Genomic DNA, 3,727 nt, shown 5'->3' on the forward strand with positions numbered 1-3,727 from the left:
TCCCCGGACCGGCCCTCGCCGTGTGTGCGCCCCCTAGGGCAGCAGCAGGTCGGCGGCGGCGAGCACCGCCCGGGTCTGGTGGGCGACCTGGGTCTCGACCGGGACCCAGCGGGCGCCGAGGCGCTGCAGACCCTCCAGGCTCGCCGCCGCCACCCCCCGGGCCCGCGCCCGGGCCGCGTCCGCCGCCGGGCCGCCGCTGTCCGCGAGCAGCCGCAGCAGCATCGCCGCGATCCGCAGCGGCACCCGCTCGGCGACGATCCGGGCCGTGGTCACCCGGGACACCGACAGCGCCGCCGTCGACCAGTTCGCCAGCCAGTCGTCCACCACCGGCGGGCAGACCGCCAGATTGAACTCGACCGAGCGCAGCAGCGGCCCGTACGCCACCCCCGCGTGCGTCGGCACCTGCGGCAGCAGGGCGGTCAGCGCCGCCACCCGGGACCGCAGCCGGTCCGCGCAGGCCGCCATGGCGGCGGCCACGTCCGGGGCCGGACGGTGGTCGCCGACCGCGTCGACCGCCCACATCGGGACCTCCAGCACGGCCGTCGTCCCGCCGTGCCGCCCCGCGTACGCCCAGGTGGACAGCTCGGGGCGGTCCGGCAGGGGCTGCCTGCTCCGGCCCGGCGGCGGCATCAGATAGGTGCCGGGGGCCGGGCTGGCCCAGCCGAGCGCGTCGTAGGAGTCGACGTCCAGCGGGATGCCGCCGCGGGCCGCCGAACGGGCGAAGCGCCCGGCCAGGGCCGGCAGCGGTCGGGTGAGCTGCACGAAGGCGCCGCCGAAGTCCACGCCGTGCAGCGAGCACTGGAGCACCGGGCGCAGCTCGTCGATCAGCCCGGTGAGCGCCCGGCTCTCCGGCATCGGGGCGAGCGGCCCGTCCGGGTGCGGCAGCAGTTCGGGCTGCTCGTGGAAGGCGGGCCGGAAGAAGTGCTCGTAGTGCCGGGCCGCGGTGAGCGGCCCGTTCAGCCAGCCCTCGTTCAGCGCGGCGCCGTCCGGGTCCAGGCAGAGCAGGACGTGCCAGCCGACCCCGGGGCGGGGCGGCTGCGCCAGCGCCTGCTCGGCCAGCCGGACGGCGGCGGCCAGGCCGACCGGCTCGTTCGGGTGCGGGCCGCCGACCACGAGGACGGTGTGCTCGCCGTCGTCCACCGAGAGCAGTACCAGTGGGCGTCCGGCGCGGGAACGGCCCACCTCGCGCACCCGGCAGCGGCCGGGGTGGCGGCGGGCCAGCCCGCGGGCCGCGGCGATCGCCCGGGCCACGGTCGGGTAGCTCTCGGTGTCGTTGCACGGGCTGTCGATCCGGCGCGTCCGCCGGCCCGTGTCGGTCATGGCTCTCCTGTCCTCGGGGGCGGGCGGGTCGGCGCGGTCGGGGGGCCTGGGCCGGGAGTCCGGCGCGGGGTCGCGCCGGGCCGCCCGGCACGGCCGGTGCGCGCGCGGCCAACTCCCTTGTCCCGGGGGCGCACAGGACCTTCCGGTGGAGCCTTGCCAGTACCGCACGCGGCCTCGGAGCGTGTCAACAGTCGCCGGGGTCCCGCAGTGGGGCCGCGTTCACGTGCCGGGACCTGTCCGTACACCCCTCGGCACGGGCGGTCGCGCGGCCCGCGGCCGGTCCCGGGGCGAGGGCGGCCGGGCCGGGGAACACGGCGGTTCGGCTACTCTTGAGGGTCACCCCTCCCAGCCGTCGCCATGCCGAGCGAGCGGCGGTTCCGAACGTCGTAAGGGTTCCTGGTACTCATGACTGTCGAATCGGTCTTCCCACGCCTGGAGGCTCTCCTCCCGCACGTCCAGAAGCCGATCCAGTACGTCGGCGGCGAGCTCAACTCGACCGTCAAGGACTGGGACGCCTGCGACGTCCGCTGGGCGCTCATGTACCCCGACGCCTACGAGGTGGGCCTGCCCAACCAGGGCGTCATGATCCTCTACGAGGTGCTCAACGAGCAGGAGGGCGTCCTCGCCGAGCGCACCTACAGCGTGTGGCCGGACCTCGAGGCGCTGATGCGCGAGCACGGCGTGCCCCAGTTCACCGTGGACGCCCACCGGCCGGTGAAGGCGTTCGACGTGTTCGGGCTCTCCTTCTCCACCGAGCTCGGCTACACCAACATGCTGGCCGCGCTCGAACTGGCCGGCATCCCGCTGGAGGCCCGCAACCGCACCGAGGACGACCCGGTCGTGCTGGCCGGCGGCCACGCCGCGTTCAACCCCGAGCCGATCGCGGACTTCATCGACTGCGCGGTGATCGGTGACGGCGAGCAGGCCGTGCTCGACATCACCAGGATCGTCCGGGAGTGGAAGGCCGAGGGCCGCCCGGGCGGCCGCGACGAGCTGCTGCTGCGGCTGGCCCGCACCGGCGGGGTGTACGTGCCGAGGTTCTACGACGTCGAGTACCTGTCGGACGGCCGGATCGCCCGGGTCGTGCCGAACGCCCCCGGCGTGCCGTGGCGGGTCTCCAAGCACACCGTGATGGACCTCGACGAGTGGCCCTACCCCAAGCAGCCGCTCGTCCCGCTCGCGGAGACCGTGCACGAGCGGATGTCCGTGGAGATCTTCCGCGGCTGCACCCGCGGCTGCCGCTTCTGCCAGGCCGGCATGATCACGCGCCCCGTGCGGGAGCGAAGCATCACCGGCATCGGCGAGATGGTCGACCGCGGACTCAAGGCCACCGGCTTCGAGGAGGTCGGCCTGCTGTCGCTGTCCTCCGCCGACCACACCGAGATCGGTGAGATCGCCAAGGGCCTGGCCGACCGCTACACGGACGACAAGGTCGGCCTCTCGCTGCCGTCCACCCGCGTCGACGCCTTCAACATCGACCTCGCCAACGAGCTCAGCCGCAACGGCCGCCGCTCCGGCCTCACCTTCGCCCCCGAGGGCGGCAGTGAGCGCATGCGCAAGGTGATCAACAAGATGGTGTCGGAGGAGGACCTCATCCGCACCGTCGCCACCGCGTACGGCAACGGCTGGCGCCAGGTGAAGCTGTACTTCATGTGCGGCCTGCCCACCGAGACCGACGAGGACGTGCTCCAGATCGGCGAGATGGCGAAGAACGTCATCCAGAAGGGCCGCGAGGTCACCGGCCAGAACGACATCCGCTGCACCGTCTCCATCGGCGGGTTCGTGCCCAAGCCGCACACCCCGTTCCAGTGGGCCCCGCAGCTGTCCGCCGAGGCCACCGACGCCCGCCTGGCCAAGCTGCGCGACTCGATCCGCGGCGACCGCAAGTACGGCAAGAACATCGGCTACCGCTACCACGACGGCAAGCCCGGCATCGTCGAGGGCCTGCTCTCCCGCGGCGACCGCCGGGTCGGCGCGATCATCCGCGCGGTCTACGAGGACGGCGGCCGCTTCGACGGCTGGCGCGAGCACTTCTCCTACGACCGCTGGATGGCCTCCGCCGAGAAGGGCCTGGCCGGCACCGGCGTCGACGTCGACTGGTACACCACCCGCGAGCGCGGCTACGAGGAGGTCCTGCCCTGGGACCACCTGGACAGCGGCCTCGACAAGGACTGGCTGTGGGAGGACTGGCAGGACGCCCTGGAGGAGGTCGAGGTCGACGACTGCCGCTGGACCCCGTGCTTCGACTGCGGCGTGTGCCCCCAGATGGACACCAGCATCCAAATCGGCCCCACGGGCAAGAAGATGCTTCCGCTCACCGTGGTGAACAAGTAGCCGGAGAGACCCCGGAGCGCCCCCGTCGGATCCGTCCGGCGGGGGCGTTCGCGGCTCGGGGCGGGTGGGGGGC

Annotated in this window: 2 protein-coding genes; one reads left to right on the forward strand and one right to left on the reverse strand. The window is 73.7% G+C overall.

The genetic code is table 11. The features are described 5' to 3' along the window. Positions 1–33: 33 nt before the first annotated feature. A complete protein-coding gene (locus tag VR45_RS24555; protein WP_045941998.1) occupies positions 34–1,320 on the reverse strand; it encodes a M14 family zinc carboxypeptidase in 1,287 nt (428 codons plus the stop codon). Between the two features lie 405 nt (positions 1,321–1,725). On the opposite strand from VR45_RS24555, the gene VR45_RS24560 reads away from it, so the two are divergent. Then, positions 1,726–3,654: a TIGR03960 family B12-binding radical SAM protein gene (locus VR45_RS24560; RefSeq protein ID WP_045941999.1), complete on the forward strand. Its 1,929-nt coding sequence runs from the start codon at positions 1,726–1,728 to the stop codon at positions 3,652–3,654. Positions 3,655–3,727: the final 73 nt, after the last annotated feature.

The sequence above is a fragment of the Streptomyces sp. NRRL S-495 genome, from assembly GCF_000966955.1.
GTDB classification, from domain to species: Bacteria; Actinomycetota; Actinomycetes; order Streptomycetales; family Streptomycetaceae; genus Kitasatospora; species Kitasatospora purpeofusca.

Bases quoted from the DNA above. Each gene is read 5' to 3' on its own strand.
- VR45_RS24555 (WP_045941998.1), bottom strand. From the start codon at position 1,320: ATGACCGACACGGGCCGGCGGACGCGCCGGATCGACAGCCCGTGCAAC.
- VR45_RS24560 (WP_045941999.1), top strand. From the start codon at position 1,726: ATGACTGTCGAATCGGTCTTCCCACGCCTGGAGGCTCTCCTCCCGCAC.